Source organism: Niveispirillum sp. GW835-FHT14G11 (genome assembly GCF_058793615.1).
Map to the genome: position 1 here is coordinate 163,181 of NZ_JBXAFZ010000015.1, position 17,027 is coordinate 180,207.

Below are 17,027 nucleotides of genomic sequence, written 5' to 3' on the forward strand. Positions count from 1 at the left end.
GACGGTAGATAGGGCGGGGAGCATCGGTGCCCAATGGTATGCTCCGATCACCAATTATTCCGCGGCAAACACACATGCATACGCAAACCGCCGGACGAACGGTTGGAGGCTTCGACCGTGCCGCCCAGCGCCTCGATATGATGGCGCACGATCCACAGGCCCAATCCTGCATGCGACGGCTCGCTTGCCGATGGGCCCGTGCCGGCGGGGCGGAAGGAGAAATTGCGGTCGAAAATATGGTCGATCTTGGCGGGGTCTATACCCGGCCCCTCATCATCGATGATCAGGTCAACCCGGGTCGCGGTCCGGGTCAGTGTTGTGCTGATGGTGCCGCCGGCTTTGCAGAAGCCCACAGCATTGTCCAGGATGTTTTCCACGATGATGTCCAGGATGCCGTCAGGCGCCAGAACACGGACATTCTCATCCAATTGCCGGATGAAGCGGATATGCCGGTCCAGCGAGATGTCGCGCGCATTGTGCAGCGCGTCGGCCACCACATGCGTCAGGTTGATGGGCAGTTTTGGCGCCTCGATGAAATCGGCCGTGTCGTTGCCCAGGCGCTGCGCGGCGGAGATCAGGGCCGACAGGCGGCCCAGCGCCGTTTCGATCAATTGCAGCGCCCGCTGCGACCGCTGGTCCGCCTTGGGCGCCACGGCCTTCAGCGGTTGCAGGGCTGAGCGGATCACGGCCAGCGGCGCCTTCACCGAATGGGCGTTCTCCTCCGCCGTGCTGCGGATATTGGCGGCCGCACGGTGCAGATCGCCCACCAGCCGGTCGAACTCCCGCGCCACCGGGGCCATTTCGGGCAGAGGGTTGCGGGCGGCGAAGGTGGCGGCCCCGGCCCCGCTGCGGCGGATGTCGCCCGCCACGCGCCGGAAATGGCGCAAGGCGCTGCGCATGCGCAATGCCACCAGCAGCGCCAGCCCGGCGAACACCAGATAGATCAGCGCCGCCATCCGCACATTGTCGGTCTGCCAATAGGGGCGCCCGAATGCCGTGCTCAGCAGGGCGGAACTATTGTCGGCCGACACCAGCACCCAGCAGCCGCGCCGTCCCTGGATGGGGATCACGGAGGTCAGGATCTCCTCCACCCCATCCATCTGGCGATAGCGGATTTCCACCGGTTTGTCCCAGGAACAGCTTTCGCCCAGCGATTGCAGGATGCCGTGGCGGCCCAGCAGGTCCAGGTCCGCCCCCATCTGATCGGCCGGCACGCGCGGGGCCGAGGCCACGAAGAAGAAGCTGCCCGCTGCCCCGCCCATCCGGGGCTGGAACATCAGGCGCAGGCTGGTATCCGCGTCCGCGAACGTGGCCAGCATGGCGTTCAGTTCGGAAGGCGGCATATCCTCCCGCTGTTCCAACCGGGCGGACAGCGCCTGGGCGACCAGCCAGCCATTGCGGCGCAGGCTGTCGGCGACCAGGGCGCGGCTCTGCCTGTCGGCCTCCTCGAACTGCCCATACAGGATGACGGGCAAGGCGATGAAGATTCCGAGCAGCAGGACCAGCTTGAAGCTCAGCGACGACAGCGCTTGGACGCACTGCCGCCACCACGCCTCAAGCCGGTGTCGGTGGGTTCTTCCAGCAATAGCCGAAGGCGGCGAAATTCTCGATTTCCTCGAATCCGGGATCGATGGCGCGGAATTTATTGCGGATGCGTTTGACTGAGGATCGGACATTTGTTCTGTATCCATCTTCGCCGCTCCCCGCGATGAAGCCGCTGCGATGCACGCAGTCATAAATGGCCCGATAGGTCACATGGTCGCCGGCGTGATTGACCAGCCGCTGGACGATGTTGAACTCTGTGACCGTCAGATCGACATCGGTTCCACGCCAGAAGGCCCGGCTGAGGCGGGGCTTCAGCAGCAGGGCGCCATGCTCCACCACCTCCTCCGCCGGCACGCCGGGCGGGTGCTTGGCCGCCTCCGCGATCAGGCGCGCGCGCCGGGCCAGCACAGGCACGCCGCGCGACTTGTCGATGAAATCCAGGGCGCCGCGTTCCAGCGCCGTCATTTCATAGCTGGTGCCGGACTGCGCCGTCAGGATGATGACCGGGATGTTGATGCCCCGCCGGCGCAACTGTGGCAGCAGGTCGGCACCACTGGTGGTGGGCAGATTCCAGTCCAGGATGATGATGTCGGGCGCGTTGCCGTCGGCCAGATGCTCCAAAAGCGGTGGGCCATCCGGGAAACTGGTGACGGAGAAGCCGTGATCCTCCAGTTCCGCCCCCACTACCTCGCGGAAATCATCGTCATCATCGACCAGCGCCAGCCGGAGCCCGTGTTCGCCGGTCCTTCTATCGGCGGGCTGCGACGTTAGCGCCGTCGGCGGGCAGGCCGAACCGGGCGTGGCATAGCTTTGCTGTACGTTCGTCGTGATCATCGCTGGTCACCTCGTAGGACAGGGTGCGAAAGGTGCGCGTCTCGACATCCGGATAGAGCGTCAGGTTCAACGCGCACCCGCTGCGGCGGAAGGAAAGGACCTTGGCAGGCATTTCGTCCCTGATGGTGCTGGGTTGGCCCAGCAGTTTTTGCAGTGCTTCTTCATTCAGCCCGATCGGTTGCAGGCTTGCCGGTTGCGGCGTGATATCGACGGGCGGTGGCGCTGACGGCTGTTGACGGGTGGGGGCGGTGCGCTTGGCTGGCTTGCGCGGTTCGGGCGTGCTGGGGGCCGGCTCTGGTGCTGCACGGGCGGCGGCCTGGGGCGTGGACGTGGCGGGCGGGGCGCGCTTGGCATCTTCCTTGCCGCCGAGATAGGCGCATCCCGTCAGGGACAGCAGCAGCCCTCCGCAGATCCAGTTCCGAAACCGAGCCATCACGGCCGACGACATATCCGCTTCCTTTCGCATGGAACCGCCCTGGCTCAGCAACAGGCGCTCCCGGCGGATGATGGCGCCCGAAACTGCATCCAGGCACGGGTGAAATGGGGGTATGATACGGAATGGTGAGTAAAAACGACCTTTCGGCCATGGTGATTACTTCCACTGGGTGACTTGTGGCTGCTTCATCTTCGGCTGAGCGTGGATTTTAACGAAAATTCCGTGACATATATGGAACCAGTTTCATTATTGCATCGTTTTCGAATGGGAAATTGCATCATTCCCGAACCATCCGCCACTGTTCTTGCCGGGCGCTGACATGGTCGGGAATCGCACCGCTTACAGGGTGAAGGTCCGCTTGGGGATATAGGTGATGCGGCAGGCCAGATCGGCTTCGCCCGAGGCCACGATATAATGGTCCCCGCCATCAACGATGCCCGTGGTGAACACCACATCGCGGATATAAAGCAGATGATCAAGCGGCCGGGTCAGTTCCGGATTGGGCTCCAGCAGCGGTTCTGCCGGGCTGTGCAGGATGCGCGCCGGGTCCTTGGCGTCCAGCAGCGACCAGTAGGTGCGGTAGATACCGACGATCTCCTTCGGCTCCACCCCGTGCCACAGGGTCAGCCAGCCTTCGTCGGTCAGGATCGGCGGAGCCCCACCGCCGATGCGCGCCGTGGCGACGGTACCCGATTGCGGGCGGATGCCCGGCTCCCGATGCGGCTTCCAGTGCCTTCCATCGGGCGAGGTGGCCAGATTGATCGATGGCCCGGCCCGCCAGGGGCTGTCGGGTGGATAGGCGAAATAAAGATCGCCGAGCGGCCGCGTCTGCGCCCAATAATTGGCGCCGATCTTGCCTTCGAAGATCAGCATGTCCTTGTTCTGATGGTCCAGGACGATGTCGTCGAAAGTCCAGCGCAGCCCGTCCCTGGAGCGGTAGAGCGTGGTCGAATGCCGCTCCGGGCTGACCGAACAAGTGGTCATCAGATATTCATCACCCACCTTGGAGATGCGGGCGTCCTCTACCCCATAGCATTGATAGCTGCCCCGCGGCGCCACGGCATGCTCGTAATGAATGGCCACCAGTTCCAGCCCGTCAGGGCTCAGTTCCACCGGCAGCAGCCAGGATAGCGAGGTCAGGGCCATGGTGCGCCAGCCGCCGCCATGGATCATGAACTTGCGCGGGTCAGCCGTATCGACCATCTCCAGCTTCCAGGCATCCAGCATGAAGCCATTCCTGGTCCCGTCCCAGCGGATGGCATGGACATGGCCGTCGCGGATCGGTTCGCGCAATGCCTCGGCGATGCGCACCATCAGCAGCAGATTGCCGTTGGGCAACCGCGTCAGGCCGGGATTGAAGGCACCCAGCACATAGGTTTCCACCCCCAGCTGCCCGGCCAGGGGTGAGCGGGAAAGGTCGATATCCCTCGGCGTCAGGATCAGTTTGTCGACGGGAAAGGCCATGGAATGCCTCTTGTCAGTTACCACCGGTCAGCATGGCGGCCAGGATCATGGCGGCAATGGCCAGTGCGAGACCGACCCCCAGCACATAGCGCATGGGCTTTACTTCCACGGCCTGGCGTTCCGGCGGGACGGACGCCCTGACCGGGCCATTGTCCTTCATACGCAGGTGTTCTTCGGAAACTTGCGGGTCCTGGTCGGGTGTGGGGTCCGGCATATTGTTCTCCTTTTCGATCCGGCCCCGCCGTTTGGCAGGGGGGATGCATATTTCCTAACAATGCCAAACACCTTGATGTTCCTCAGAGCCCCCCAAACGGTGATTTCGGCGATTTCAGGGCGGGTGGGGGGAACTATCGCGCCGATCCGGTGTTTCTTGTGTGGAGACCATGGGGCGCGGCCCCGCTCCCATCGCCGGCAAAGAGTTGCCCGCGACCCTCATCGTCAATGGATGCATCTACAGGAGCCAGGACCATGGGCTTGTTCACCCGCGACATCCACACGCTGGATGACCTCTTCGTGCATACCCTGCGCGACATCTACTACGCTGAAAACCAGATCGTCAAAGCGCTGCCGAAGATGATCGCCAAGGTCACCGACACGGACCTCAAGGCCAGTTTCGAGAACCACCTGGTGCAGACCCAGGGCCAGATTCAGCGCCTGGAACAGGTCTTCAAGCTGCATGGGGTGGAGGTCAAGGGCGTGGAATGCCCGGCCATCGACGGCATCATCAAGGAAAGCAACGAGATCGCCGGCGAGGTCGATGACAAGGATGTGCTCGACGCCGCCCTGGCCGCCGCCGCCCAGGCCGTGGAGCATTACGAGATCACCCGCTACGGCACCCTGATCGCCTGGGCCCGCCGGCTGGGCCGCCCGGACTGCGCCGCCCTTCTCCAGCAGAATCTGAAGGAGGAGGAGGCGACCGACCGTAAGCTGACCGAACTGGCCGAACGTGTGCTGAACCCGCACGCGGCGGTGGTTTAAGGAAGGTGGGGGGGGCCGTTCGCGACCTCCCCCTTTTTTATTCCGTTACTCCTGCATTGCTGCAACCAGTTCGTCGATGTTCAGCGTTACGAAGCCGGTGATGGTGTCGGCGATGCCATAGGGAATGACCAACTGTTTGTTGTGCAGAATCGCCCCGCAGGTATAGACAACATTGGGTACATAGCCCGAGCGTTCCGACTGTTCGGGGCGCAGCAGCGGCTCCTTCAGCCGCCCGATCACCTTGGCCGGATCGTCCCTGTCCAGCAGGACGGCTCCGATGGCATAACGCCGGACGGCACCCACCCCATGGGTCAGCAGCAGCCAGCCATAGTCGGTCTCGATCGGCGGGCCGCAATTGCCGATCTGCACGAATTCCCACGGGAAGGCCGGCTTCAGGATGGGCTGGCCATCGTCCCAGCTGTACAGATCGTCGGACAGGATCAGATACAGATTCTCATTGTCCTGCCGCCCGATCATGGCATAGCGGCCGTTGATCCGGCGCGGGAACATCGCCATACCCTTGTTGCGCACGGCCACGCCCCGCAGCGGATACATGCGGAACGTATCGAAATCCCGGGTCTCCATCAGCTCCGTTCGGATGGAATGGCCGCTATAGGCGGTGTAGGTGGCGTAATAGGTTCTGTGCCCGCCATCGATGAATTCAACGAAACGCGCATCCTCCACCCCGTTGGCCTGGGAACTGGTGACGGGGAAGATCACGCGCTCGCTGATATCATCCTGCGGCCGGAAGGTCAGTTCCACCTCGTCCCCGTCCGGACCGGTCCGGCGGTTGGTGACGCGGGGGACGGAAGCCAGCTGCGATTTCGCATCCATCAGGATGCGCCCATCCGGGTAGATCACGCCCGTCTGAAAGGTGAGGGAGGAGATATGCCCCTCGCCCACGGCCCGCAGGCTCATCACGAAGCGCAATCCCCCTTCTATGACCCCGCGTTGGTCGGGGTGGCGCACGATGGACGGGTTGAACAGGGCGGAGGCTTCGAACGAATATTCGTGCAGGAAATAGGCGCCGACCAGCTGGCGCTGCGTGGGTGTGAAGGGGTCGTGACTGTCCAGCGCCTCCTCCATCTCGTCGGCGCGTTCCTCGAATATCTCCAGCAGCTGGCGGTGCCGGCCCCGGAAATTCTCCAGCACGTCGGTCAGCTGGGTGGTTGCCGTCTCCGCGTCAAGCGACAGGACCCGGTCCACGATGCGGTTGGCCCGCGTCTTGTCGGTGGATTTCAGGTCACGCGGCTCCGTCGCCGGCTTGAAGGGCCGCACGACCACGCGTGACGGGTCCGGCCGCAGCTGCAGCGGCAGGCGGATCAGGCTGGGTATCCGGGACATTCTTCTCCTCCTTCTCCTGTCGGATGGGGCGGTTCAGGGAAAAACACCAAAACCCGGCAAGATGTGCTTGCCGGGTTTGGTTCAACAGCGCGGCGCCTGGGGCAAAGTCATCAAGCCCTGAGCATCCGCACAGGTGCCGTGGCCTGCGCCTCCAACAAACGGCGCATATCGACCAGGGACAGCAGGTATGAGAGCACCGACTCCCCACCGCGGTTCTGGTTCAACCCTTCCGGCCGCAGCCCGTCGCGGCACCCGCCATCCTCGTCCACCATGGGCAGGTTCTGGTCATTGGCACCCAGGAACCAGGCGAAGGCGCGCGACGCCTCCTCCATCCACAGGGGCTCGCGCTTTACCTGATGCGCCGCATGGCAGGCGGCGATCATGGCCGCCGCCTCCAGCGGCTGCTGGTCAAAGATGCGCGGCCGCTGCCGCAGGTCGCCGAACGTGTCCGATCCCACCGGGCGGAACAGGCCAGCGGGGGAGGTCTGCACCCCGGCCAGCCAGCGCAGCGACTGCAGGCCGGCATCGACCATCGCCGCGCTGCCCAGGGCCTGGCCGGACAGGATCATGGCTTGGCTCAGGCGCGGATTGTCATAGGACAGCCCGTCCTCGAACCAGCACCAGTCGAAACTGGCATTGCTGCGGAACAGGGTCAGCAGGTTCGTCGCCAGAAGCTCGCGCATGCACGCCGCCTCGCCATCCCCCGGCAGGGCGGCGCAATAGGCATCCAGGCCCAGCAGGGTGAAGACCTGCGCACGGGTGGCCGCGAACCCTTCCACCGTGGGCAGCGCCCGGCGGAACAGGTCCTGGGCCCAAAGACGCCGGCCGGGATGGATGTCGCTGCGCGCGCATTCGCCCAGCGCCCACAGGGTGCGGCCATGGCTGTCCTGGGATCCGCGCGGTTCCAGCCATTGCCGGTTGAACCCCATGAAATTGCGGAAATAGCGGGTGTCGGGGTTCCAGGCATGCTGGATGAAGGCCGCGTAGCGCGACACCATCAGATCTGGCAGCGGCATGTCGGTATGTTCGGCCAGGGTGCAGGCCAGCAGCAGGGCCCGGGCATTGTCATCCACGCAATAGCCGTGCGACCGGTCCGGGACAGGGCCGACCGCATGCTGGTACAGCCCGACATCGTCGCTCATCTGCTGAAGATAGCTAAGGTTCAGGTCCGGCAGATCATGCAGGCGCCGGGGGCGGGGGGCCTGCTGGCGCCGCTGCGGTGGCCGCCAGCGGGCCCGAACCTCCTCGAACATGCCGTGATAGCGTTCGGCGACACGGTCCCAGGCCATGTCGCGGCCATATTCATAGGCCCGTCGCCGCATGGCATCGCGGGTGCCGTCATCGGTCAGCAGGTCGGCAATGGCCGTCCCCGTCGTTTGCGCATCACTGAACGGCACCAGCACGCCGCGCCCCTCATCCAGCAGTTCGCGCGCATGCCAATAGGGGGTGGACACCACGGCCTTGCCCATGCCAAAGGCCTGGGCCAGCGTGCCCGAGGTCATCTGCGCGGCATCCAGATAGGGCGTGACATAGACATCCGCCATGGAGACATATTCCAGCAGCGTGGGACGGTCCACGAACTGGTTGGCGAAGAACACCGCACCCTCCACACCCAGATTGCGGGCCCGCTCCTGCAGCTGATCGCGATATTTCTCGCCCTCATGGCGAAGCAAGTGGGGATGGGTGGCGCCCAGGATGACGTAAGCCGCATCGGCTCGGCGCTCCAGGATCGCCGGCAGGGCGTCGATCACCGTCTCCAGCCCTTTGTTGGGGGACAAGAGGCCGAAGGTCAGGATGACCGACCGGTTCAGATAACCCAGCTTGCGCTTGAAATCCTCCGTCTCCAGGAAGCCGTAGCGGTCGATCCCGTGCGCAATGACCGCGATCTTCTCCTCCGGCACATCATAGACGGTGCGCAGCAGGTGCCGACCCATGTCCGCCATCACCACCACGCGGGCGGAAAGTTCCGCCACCTCGCGCATCACCCGCCGCTGCTCGCCGTTCGGATGGGCCAGCACCGTGTGCAGGGTGGTGACCACCGGCATGCGCAGCCGCTTCAACATCAGCAGCAGGTGGCTGCCCGCCTCGCCGCCGAAAATGCCGAACTCATGCTGGACGCAGACAAGCTCGACCTCGTCCTCGTTCAGCGCCTCCGCCGTATGGATATAGTCATCGACCACCTCCTCGCGGATTTCGTGGCGGACATGGGCGGGATAATCATAGGATTGTCCCGGGTCTGTCATGGCGACGATATCGATGGTGACTTCCGGACCACCGGAGGTCTTCAACGCCGTATAGAGATCGGCGGTGAAGGTGGCGATGCCGCAGCGGCGCGGAAGGGCGTTGCCCAGCAGGGCAATGTGGCGGGGCGTCGGCATATCCGGTCCTCCGAGGGTTTCCCATCGAAAACGTTCTTGGACCGGTATGGTTCCCCGACAGGGCCGCAAACAACCGATATAGCCCTTTGCGATAGCGGCCTTATCGCCAATGGCAATCAGCGATATGACGGGTGGGGCCGCCCCGACGGATCGACCCCACCCGCGTGTTTATTTCTTCGCGGCCAGCGCATCCTTCAGGCCGGGGACATAGTCCGCCCCTTCCAGCACAGCCAAGCTGGACCCGTCGAAATCGGTCCCCACCGGTTCCTGCCGCCCGCCCAGGCAATGGGACAGGAAACCCTCCGCCACGGCATAGAAGCTGGTGCGGTTGGTCGGCCGGGCGAAGCCATGGCCCTCATCCGGGTACAGCGCATAGGTGACGGGGATATTCCTGGCCTTCATCGCCGCGACGATCTGGTCGGATTCCGCCTGCTTGACGCGCGGATCATTGGCCCCCTGGGCGATCAGCAGCGGCTTGACGATCTTGTCCGCATAGGTCAGGGGCGAGCGTTCGGTCAGCAGCGCCTTGCCCTCTTCCGTGCGCGGATCGCCGACGCGGCGGGCCAGCTGTTCGAAGAAGGCCGCCCAATAGGCCGGCACGCTGGCCAGCAGCGTGTTCAGGTTGGACGGGCCGACGATATCGACGCCACAGGCGAAGCGGTCCGGCGTATTGGTCATGCCCCACAGCGTGGCATAGCCGCCATAGGACCCGCCATAGATCGCCACCTTGTCCTTGGGCGTGACGCCATTGCTGACAGCCCAGTCGACAGCGTCGATCAGATCGTCATGCATGGTCCGGCCCCATTGCAGGTCGCCGGCATTGGTGAAGCCCTTGCCGAAGCCGGTGGAGCCGCGGAAATTCACCGACAGCACCGCATAGCCGCGGTTGGCCAGCCACTGGTGCTCGCTGTGATAGCCGAAGCTGTCGCGCGCCCAGGGCCCGCCATGGACATTCAGCACCAGGGGCAGGGGCTGGTCCGGCTTGCCATCGCCATTGGCATCGGCACCGGGCGGCAGAGTCAGGTAGCTGACCAGCACCTTGCCGTCGCGCGACGGAATCTCCAGCGCCTGCATGGGCGCCAGCTTCTTGCCCTCCAGGTTCGGGCGCACGGTGAACAGACGGGTGAGGCTCTTGGCCTTGCGGTCATAAAGCCAGAAGGCCGCCGGTTCCGTCACCCGGTCGATGACCAATGTCCACAGATTATCGTCGCGGCTGCGGCTGGTCACGCCCCACTGGCCCTTGGCCTGTTCGTTCAGAAAGGCGATGTCGGCCGCGACCGCATCACCCACGGGCGTCCATTCATCCTTCAGGTAATCGACATTGAAGGCTTCGACCTCTCCGGTTTCCGGATTGGCCATGATGCCGCCGATATCGGCCTTGTCGCTTTCAGCCAGCAGCTTGGTGGCCCCGTCCGTCAGGTCCAGCGTGTACAAGGCAGCCTTGTCCCGCCCGGCGGTGGACAACAGATAGGCGACGCCCCCTTCCACCGGAATGCCCGAAATGCCCGACGACAGCACGTCATCGGCGGCGATGGTCAGGATGGGCGTGTTCTTGCCACCCTTGTCCATGCGCTCCACCTGCATGCTGCCATCAGGCATCGGCTTGGATGCCAGACGCAGGGTCAGGTTCTTGTCGGCGTCGAACCCGCCATAGCCGTCATTCTTATAGACCAGGGTCAGCTTGCCGGTCTTCAGGTCCAGCCTGTGCACGTCGTGCCAGCGTTCGTCCCGATTGTTCAAGCCGACCAGGATGGCATCCGGCACCTTGTCGGAGACGCCGACGATCTGCACCGTCGTCTTCTCGAACGGGGTCAGCAGCTTGGTTTCCGCCGTGGCGACGTCCACGCCATAGAGCAGGAAATCCTCGTTGCCGCCCTTGTCTTGCAGATACAGCACTCTGGTGCCGTCCGGCGCCCAGAAGAAACGGCGGATGGGCCGCTCGGTATCGGCGGTCAGCGGCTTGGCGGCATCGATCTGGCCGATGGGCGCCACCCAGATATTCATCACCCCGTCGCGCGGCGCCAGGAAGGCGATCGATGCGCCATCGGGGCTGATGCTGGCGGCACTGCGGCTGGGATTGCCGAACAAATCCTTGCGGGCGATCAGTTCCGGTGCCGGCGCCGCGGCCGGTGCGGCCACGGGGGTCGCCGCCTTCTCCTCCTTGCCGCAGCCGGACAGGATGCCGGTCAGGCCGACGGCCAGGATGGTGGTGCCAAGCAGGGAGGACAGCTTCTTCATCGTCACGGGAGGGATGATCCTTCTTCTGTGGCGAGCCGGTGGCCGGCGCCTTTCAGGTTCGCGACTATAGAGCAGTTTTTGGTTAACCGGAAACGCCTCCGCCCGCGTCTCTGCGCGCCGGACTATGTCCCCATCACATCGGCGATGATCTCGAACGACCGCAGCCGCTTGGCGGCGTCGAACATGTCGGACACGATCATCAACTCATCGGCCTGGGTGCGCTCCAGCAGCGCGTCGATGCCGCGGCGCACCGTGTCGGCATTACCGATGATCGAACAGCCCAGCATCTGCCCTGCATGCGCCTTTTCCTGCGGTGACCAATAGCTGTCGATATCGGCGATCGGTGGCTGGGTCAGCTGGCGGGCGCCGCGCACCAGATTGGCAAACGACATCTGCTGTGATGTGGCCAGGAACCGCGCCTCCGCATCGCTCTCCGCCGCGATGATATTGACACCGACCAGGGCATAGGGCCTGGCCTGCTGGTCCGATGGCTTGAAGCGCGCGCGGTAGATGGCAAGCGCCTGGTCCAGCGACCCCGGCGCGAAGTGCGAGGCGAAGCCATAGGGCAGGCCCAGCTCCGCCGCCAGCTGCGCCCCGAACAGGCTGGACCCCAGGATCCACAGCGGGATGTTGGTGCCGGAACCCGGCACCGCCTCGATCCGCTGGCCGGGCTGCGGCGGGGCCAGGAAGGCCTGCAATTCCAGCACATCCTGCGGGAAATTCTCGGCATTTCCCGGATCGCGGCGAAGCGCCCGCAGGGTCAACTGGTCCGTACCCGGTGCCCGGCCCAGCCCCAGATCGATGCGGCCGGGGAACAGCGTCTCCAGCGTGCCGAATTGTTCGGCGATCACATAAGGCGAATGGTTGGGCAGCATGATGCCGCCGGCCCCCACCCGGATACGGCTGGTGCCGGCCGCGATATGGGCGATGACCAGCGACGTCGCTGCCGTGGTCACCGTCGGCATGTTATGGTGCTCGGCCACCCATAACCGCTTGTAGCCCCAGTTCTCCGCATGCTGGGCCAGGGTCCTGGCCTCGTCCAGGGCGTCGCGGCGGGTCCCGCCCAGCCGCACACGGCCCAGTTCCAGGATCGAACGTTCAACCAATTGTCTTCTCCGCGAAGGGGATGTCGTCATTACCCCCTATATGGGGCTGCCGCGCCGGTCCGGGCAGTGAGGACACTCACTCACGATGCCGCTTTGCCCATCCAGCCATGGTCGTTCCCCGCCGCCTCCTGTTCGGCCAGGCTTGCCGCCATGCGCCGCCGCGCGTCCAGCACGGCCACATGATTGGCCTCCGCCCAGGTGATCAGGCCGATCAGCGGCCCCATGAAGCTGACCCCCAGCGGGGTCAGCGAATAGGTGACGCGCGGCGGCACGGTCGCCTCCACCCTCCGGTCGATCAGCCCGTCCGTCTCCAGCGTGCGCAGGGTCTGGGACAGCATGCGCTTGGAAATGTCGGGCACGGCGCGGGCCAGCGCGTTGAAGCGCAGCGGCCCCGCCGCCAGCATGGACAGCAGCAGGATCGACCAGCGGTCGCCGATACGGTCCAGCAGGTTGCGCACGGCGCAGCGGTCGGGATCGAAGCCCAGCTTCTTCCATTCCTCGACCTTGGCCCCCATTGCGGCGCAGGCATCCATGGCGGTAACTCCGGTGTTACCTGGTGACGGGAAAGTGCCGTCTTACAGGCTGGTCAAACGGTCTCTATTCTATACCTAGTTTTTCATAGAGACCGGAGCTTGTCCATGTCCATTCATCCCCGCTTCGCCGTCACCGCCGCCGGCGGCGAACTTGGCCGCATCATCGTGGCCGAACTGGCCCGCCGCGTCGGGGCGCAGAGCGTCACCGCCATCGTCCGCGATCCCGTCCGTGCCGCTGGCCTGTTCCCGACCGGTGTCACCGTGCGCCAGGGCGATTATGATCAGCCGGAAACGCTGATTGCCGCCCTGGAGGGTGTCGAACGGCTGCTGCTGATCTCATCGAACGCGCTGGGCGCGCGCGTCGCCCAGCATCGCAACGCGATTGAGGCGGCAAAGCAGGCCGGTATCAAGCGTCTGGCTTATACCAGCGTCCTGCGGGCTGACACCTCCCGGCTGGGCCTGGCGGAAGAGCATCGCCAGACCGAAGCACTGATCGCCGACAGCGGCATCCCCCACACCATCCTGCGCAATGGCTGGTATACGGAGAATTACGCCGCCTCCATCCCGCCGGCTCTGCAGCACGGCGCCTTAATCGGCAGTGCGCGTGACGGCCGCATCAGCAGTGCGGCGCGCGCCGATTATGCCGAAGCCGCCGCCATCGCCCTGCTGGACGCTGCGGCCCCCGCCCGTGCGGTGCTGGAACTGGCCGGCGACACTTCCTACACCCTGGCGGATTTCGCCGCTGAACTGTCGCATCAGACGGGCCGCCAGATCCCCTATGTCGACCTGCCGGAAGCTGATTATCGCGGTGCCCTGCTGGGGGCTGGTCTGCCGGCGCCCGTGGCCGACCTGCTGGCCGATTCCGACGCGGCGGCGGCCCAGGGTGCGCTGTTCGATGATGGGCGGACGCTGTCCACCCTGCTGGGCCGACCGACGCTGCCATTCGCCGCGACCATCGCGGCGGCGCTGAAGGGCTGAAACAGACGGGGGCGCTACTGCGTCGGCGCCAGGCTGACGCGGTTGCGCCCCGCCTGCTTGGCGGTATAAAGCGCGGCATCGGCGCGGGCATAGAGACCGTCCAGATCATCGTCAGGGTGCATTTCGGCCACGCCGATGCTGGCCGTCACCCCGATCCCGTCCTGGCCCACCGGCACCCGGGCCGCCGCCACCGCCTCTAGCAGGCGGGTGGCCAGCAGCAGGGCGCCGTCGGCGCCGGTATGCGGCATCAGCAGGGCGAATTCCTCGCCCCCCACCCGGCCCACCATGTCGGTCGCCCGCATATGCCTGGCCAGCAGGTTGCCGGTCATGACGAGCACCGCGTCGCCGACAGGGTGCCCATGGGTGTCGTTGATGCGCTTGAACTCGTCCAGATCCAGCACCGCCAGGGTCAGCGGCGTGCCATGGCGGTGCGCCTGCGCCACCAACTCCGCCGCGCGCTGCATGAAATGCCGGCGGTTGGCGCAATCGGTCAGCGGGTCGGTCATGGCCAGCCGTTCCAGCCTTTCATTGGCAGCCCGCAGGTCTGCGGTATGGTGGGCGATCTGCTGTTTCAGCACCGATTGCTGGCGCCGCAGCAGCGCCGTGCGCCAACGCACCAGGGCGAAGACCAGCGCCAGGGCCAATGCCATTCCCACGCCCTGGACCCAGTGCTGCTGGTACCAGGCGGGCAACACCTCCACCGGCAGCACCAGATCGCGTGCCGCCGGCCGACCCTCGCGGTTGCTGCCCCGCAGGTGCAGCCGGTAACGGCCCGGCGACAGATTGGTATAGACGGCGAGCCGCCGGCCGGCATCGGCTTCCACCCAGTCGCGATCAAACCCTTCCAGCTTGTAGGCATAGCGGTTGCGGCCGGGAGCGGTGTAATCCAGGGCCGCGAACTCGACGGCCAGGCTGTTGGCGTCGGGCTTCAGGACCAGCGGCGCCGGCGCGTAGGCCCCATTATAGGCGCCCACCGGCAGCGGTTCCCCGCCCACGCGCAGGTCGGTGATGACCAGGGGCGGGCGGAAACGCCAGGGCGACAGCGTGCCCGGACGCGCCACGGTCAGGCCGCCCAGCGCCCCGAACAGCACCTCTCCCGACCGGCTGGTGGCGCCGCCTCCCGCCACATAATCCAGCAGGGGAACCCCGTCCGCGCGACGCAGTGGCCGGGCGGTCAGCGCTTCGGGATCGATCATGGCCAGACCGTCATCGGTGCCGGCCCAGATGCTGCCCGACCCGTCCATCTGCAAGCTGCCGACATTGACATGCGGCAGGCCCTGTTCCAGCCCGATCCGCTGGAACTGAGGCCGGCCATACCTGTCGCGGCCGGTCATCACCGCCACGCCGCCGCCGAACGTGGCGACCCACAGCCGCCCCTGCCGGTCGAACACCTGGCTGACGATGAAGCGGCCGGGCAGGGCATGGGGATCGGCCGGGTCGGCGGCGATATGTTCGACAGCGCGGGTCTTCAGGTCGACCCGGTGCAGCCCGTCACGCGTGCCGACCCACAGATCCTGTTCCTGTCCGCGGGTGATGCTGTTCACACCGGGATCGGCCAGATTGACATCCCCGCCGGCCAGCACCGTCTGCGGCACCGGGCCGGGGCGCCAGCCCCACAGGCCGTTCTCCTCTCCCCCGATCCACAGAATGCCCTGATCAAAGGTCAGGCTGCCAATGCCGGCGCGGGGATCGCGCCCGGCAACGGTCACCAGTCGCAGGTTTCCCTTGGGATCGCGCGCATACAGCCCGCGCCGCGTACCGAAATAGACGGTGCCGTCATCGCCCTCGGCCAGGCCGAACAGGGCGGTGGGTGGCAAGGCCGTGTCCGGGTTGGCCGGATCGGCGGCCAGGATCGCAACCCGTCCGGTCTGCGGGTCAATCAGGTCAGCCCCGACATTGAGATAGCCCAGCCAGATCCGCCCGTCACGCAGCGCCAGGATGGACATCACGTCTGCGCCGCGCAGCCCGTCCGCCTGCTGCGACGCGCCGAAGATGGTGGAAACCAGCCCCGGATCATGGGGGTGATAGGAGAGGCCGCCACTGGTCCCCGCCCAGACGGAGCCAGCATCGTCGCGCAGCAGGGCCCAGACATCGTCATGCGCCAGGCTGCCGGGCAGGGTACGGTCATGCCGGATGGCCCGTCCCTTCAGGCTGCGCATATCCACGGCCCAGATGCCGCCGCCGCGCAGGGCCGCCCAGAATTCCTGCGAGCTGGCCTGGACGATGGCGGATACGCTGGCTGTGGACAGGGCCGTGCGCGGGTCGATGGCCCGCGGGGTGCCGTTCGGCGTTTCCAGGATGAACAGCCCCCGGCGCCGGGTGCCGATCCACAGCCGGCCATCCCCGTCCTGGGCCAGGGCGGTGACGCCGATGGCATCGGCCACCGCCACGGGCGTAAAGCCCGCCTGTCCCGCCGCCCGCTTGGCCAAACCCTCGTTGGTGCCCACCCAGAGTGTGCCCGTCCGGTCACGCAGCAGCGACCGCACGGTCCCCGGCGGAAGGCCGGTATCGGTCATGCGCACGGGCGCGGCACCGCCGGGCGGCAGGCGGTAAAGCCCGTCACCGGTCCCGATCAACAGCCCGCCGGAACCATCGTCGGTGAGGGCCGCGATATGGGTTCGTTCATTCCTGGCATGCAGTTGCACCGGCTCGAACCGGTCGCGCACCTTGTCATAGCGGGCAAGGCCCCCGGCCCCGCCGCCCACCCACAGGCTGCCATCGGCCGCAACATACAGGACATTGATCCAATCGTCATGCAGGCTGCCCGGTACAGCGGGATCGGCCCGCCAAGCCCGGAACCGGTAACCGTCCCACCGCGCCAGCCCGCCCTGCAGCCCGACCCACAGGAACCCGTCGCGGTCCTGGGCCAGGGCGGTGGGCACAGGATGCGGCAACCCCTGGTCGCGCCCGTAATTCTGGAAAACCGTGGTGGCCAGCCCGTCCCAGCGCTCTGCGGCAAGGGTGGGGGCGACCTCCAGGAAAAGCGAAAGCCCGATGACGGCCCAGAACGCACCCGCCGGAAGCTTCCAACACGGCCAGCCCAGTTTCAAGATACCGCCACCCTTTTGCCAAGGACTGCATCACCTTAGCAGATGCGACCCAAGAAAGCAGTGTGTGTTTGCCAAGGGCAGGGGGAGGATGGGCACAATCCTCCCCCTCCAATTTCACAGGGATGCGCACAAATTAACCAATA

At 65.7% G+C, this 17,027-nt stretch carries 13 protein-coding genes; 2 read left to right on the top strand and 11 right to left on the bottom strand.

The annotated features are described in order from the left end of the window. Positions 1-47 precede the first annotated feature (47 nt). The 5 genes from AC1Q7F_RS25190 to AC1Q7F_RS25210 all read right to left on the bottom strand — a co-directional run bounded on the left by AC1Q7F_RS25190 (position 48) and on the right by AC1Q7F_RS25210 (position 4,493). Positions 48-1,475 carry a sensor histidine kinase gene (locus tag AC1Q7F_RS25190; protein ID WP_492511301.1) on the bottom strand — a complete coding sequence of 476 codons (1,428 nt, stop codon included), beginning with the start codon at positions 1,473-1,475 and terminating at the stop codon, positions 48-50. Positions 1,476-1,554: 79 nt separating this feature from the next. Then, positions 1,555-2,379 carry a response regulator transcription factor gene (locus AC1Q7F_RS25195; protein WP_492511302.1) on the bottom strand — a complete coding sequence of 275 codons (825 nt, stop codon included), beginning with the start codon at positions 2,377-2,379 and terminating at the stop codon, positions 1,555-1,557. Further along, complete coding sequence (locus AC1Q7F_RS25200; protein ID WP_492511303.1) at positions 2,294-2,866, bottom strand: hypothetical protein; 573 nt, start codon at positions 2,864-2,866, stop codon at positions 2,294-2,296. The genes AC1Q7F_RS25195 and AC1Q7F_RS25200 overlap by 86 nt, the downstream gene beginning before the upstream one ends. A 288-nt stretch (positions 2,867-3,154) precedes the next feature. After that, a complete protein-coding gene (locus tag AC1Q7F_RS25205; RefSeq protein ID WP_492511304.1) occupies positions 3,155-4,279 on the bottom strand; it encodes a glycoside hydrolase family 130 protein in 1,125 nt (374 codons plus the stop codon). 13 nt (positions 4,280-4,292) lie between these two features. Then, positions 4,293-4,493 carry a hypothetical protein gene (locus AC1Q7F_RS25210; RefSeq protein WP_492511305.1) on the bottom strand — a complete coding sequence of 67 codons (201 nt, stop codon included), beginning with the start codon at positions 4,491-4,493 and terminating at the stop codon, positions 4,293-4,295. Positions 4,494-4,747: 254 nt separating this feature from the next. On the opposite strand from AC1Q7F_RS25210, the gene AC1Q7F_RS25215 reads away from it, so the two are divergent. Next, on the top strand, positions 4,748-5,257 hold the full coding sequence (locus AC1Q7F_RS25215; protein WP_492511306.1) for a YciE/YciF ferroxidase family protein: 510 nt from the start codon (positions 4,748-4,750) through the stop codon (positions 5,255-5,257). Positions 5,258-5,302: 45 nt separating this feature from the next. Here the strand turns inward: AC1Q7F_RS25215 and AC1Q7F_RS25220 are convergent, their stop codons facing one another. The 5 genes from AC1Q7F_RS25220 to AC1Q7F_RS25240 all read right to left on the bottom strand — a co-directional run bounded on the left by AC1Q7F_RS25220 (position 5,303) and on the right by AC1Q7F_RS25240 (position 12,856). Further along, a complete protein-coding gene (locus tag AC1Q7F_RS25220) occupies positions 5,303-6,601 on the bottom strand; it encodes a glycoside hydrolase family 130 protein (protein WP_492511307.1) in 1,299 nt (432 codons plus the stop codon). A gap of 110 nt (positions 6,602-6,711) precedes the next feature. Further along, complete coding sequence (locus tag AC1Q7F_RS25225; RefSeq protein WP_492511308.1) at positions 6,712-8,979, bottom strand: glycosyltransferase family 4 protein; 2,268 nt, start codon at positions 8,977-8,979, stop codon at positions 6,712-6,714. Positions 8,980-9,147: 168 nt separating this feature from the next. After that, the gene (locus AC1Q7F_RS25230; RefSeq protein ID WP_492511325.1) at positions 9,148-11,217 is read right to left on the bottom strand and encodes a S9 family peptidase; all 2,070 of its coding nucleotides are present in this window, start codon (positions 11,215-11,217) and stop codon (positions 9,148-9,150) included. A 122-nt stretch (positions 11,218-11,339) separates the two neighbouring features. Next, complete coding sequence (locus AC1Q7F_RS25235) at positions 11,340-12,323, bottom strand: LLM class flavin-dependent oxidoreductase (protein WP_492511309.1); 984 nt, start codon at positions 12,321-12,323, stop codon at positions 11,340-11,342. An 80-nt stretch (positions 12,324-12,403) separates the two neighbouring features. Next, positions 12,404-12,856, bottom strand: a complete 453-nt coding sequence (locus AC1Q7F_RS25240) for a winged helix-turn-helix transcriptional regulator (protein ID WP_492511310.1) — start codon at positions 12,854-12,856, stop codon at positions 12,404-12,406. Between the two features lie 105 nt (positions 12,857-12,961). Here AC1Q7F_RS25240 and AC1Q7F_RS25245 point away from each other — a divergent pair, with 105 nt between their 5' ends. After that, entirely contained in the window at positions 12,962-13,834 is an 873-nt protein-coding gene (locus AC1Q7F_RS25245; protein ID WP_492511311.1) for an NAD(P)H-binding protein, read from the top strand. A gap of 14 nt (positions 13,835-13,848) precedes the next feature. Here the strand turns inward: AC1Q7F_RS25245 and AC1Q7F_RS25250 are convergent, their stop codons facing one another. Next, on the bottom strand, positions 13,849-16,884 hold the full coding sequence (locus tag AC1Q7F_RS25250) for a ligand-binding sensor domain-containing diguanylate cyclase (protein WP_492511312.1): 3,036 nt from the start codon (positions 16,882-16,884) through the stop codon (positions 13,849-13,851). Positions 16,885-17,027 lie beyond the last annotated feature (143 nt).

Coding starts and splice junctions, on each gene's coding strand:
- AC1Q7F_RS25210 (WP_492511305.1), bottom strand. CDS start 4,493: ATGCCGGACCCCACACCCGACCAGGACCCGCAAGTTTCCGAAGAACAC.
- AC1Q7F_RS25225 (WP_492511308.1), bottom strand. CDS start 8,979: ATGCCGACGCCCCGCCACATTGCCCTGCTGGGCAACGCCCTTCCGCGC.
- AC1Q7F_RS25195 (WP_492511302.1), bottom strand. CDS start 2,379: ATGATCACGACGAACGTACAGCAAAGCTATGCCACGCCCGGTTCGGCC.
- AC1Q7F_RS25230 (WP_492511325.1), bottom strand. CDS start 11,217: ATGAAGAAGCTGTCCTCCCTGCTTGGCACCACCATCCTGGCCGTCGGC.
- AC1Q7F_RS25205 (WP_492511304.1), bottom strand. CDS start 4,279: ATGGCCTTTCCCGTCGACAAACTGATCCTGACGCCGAGGGATATCGAC.
- AC1Q7F_RS25220 (WP_492511307.1), bottom strand. CDS start 6,601: ATGTCCCGGATACCCAGCCTGATCCGCCTGCCGCTGCAGCTGCGGCCG.
- AC1Q7F_RS25215 (WP_492511306.1), top strand. CDS start 4,748: ATGGGCTTGTTCACCCGCGACATCCACACGCTGGATGACCTCTTCGTG.
- AC1Q7F_RS25240 (WP_492511310.1), bottom strand. CDS start 12,856: ATGGATGCCTGCGCCGCAATGGGGGCCAAGGTCGAGGAATGGAAGAAG.
- AC1Q7F_RS25245 (WP_492511311.1), top strand. CDS start 12,962: ATGTCCATTCATCCCCGCTTCGCCGTCACCGCCGCCGGCGGCGAACTT.